This window comes from Glycomyces sp. L485 (assembly GCF_022548875.1).
Classification (GTDB): domain Bacteria; phylum Actinomycetota; class Actinomycetes; order Mycobacteriales; family Micromonosporaceae; genus Glycomyces.
Genome location: NZ_JAKZEW010000109.1, coordinates 1 through 368 on the forward strand (window position 1 = coordinate 1; position 368 = coordinate 368).

The following is a 368-nucleotide window of genomic DNA, read 5'->3' on the forward strand; positions in this document are numbered from 1 at the left end:
TGGTGGGGTGATGGCCTACCAAGGCGGTGACGGGTAACCGGCCTGAGAGGGCGGTCGGTCACATTGGGACTGAGATACGGCCCAGACTCCTACGGGAGGCAGCAGTGGGGAATTTTGCACAATGGGCGAAAGCCTGATGCAGCGACGCCGCGTGAGGGATGACGGCTTTCGGGTTGTAAACCTCTTTTATCCATGACGAAGGCGGGCTATTTGGTTCGTTGACGGTAGTGGTTGAATAAGCGCCGGCTAACTACGTGCCAGCAGCCGCGGTAAGACGTAGGGCGCGAGCGTTGTCCGGATTTATTGGGCGTAAAGGGCTCGTAGGCGGTTGATTGCGTCCGCCGTGAAAGGCTCCGGCTTAACCGGGG

The 368-nt window shown here is 59.5% G+C and carries 1 rRNA gene; it reads left to right on the plus strand.

Annotated elements, in window-relative coordinates:
- Positions 1-368 (plus strand): 16S ribosomal RNA (locus L0U85_RS20215); the annotation flags it as partial.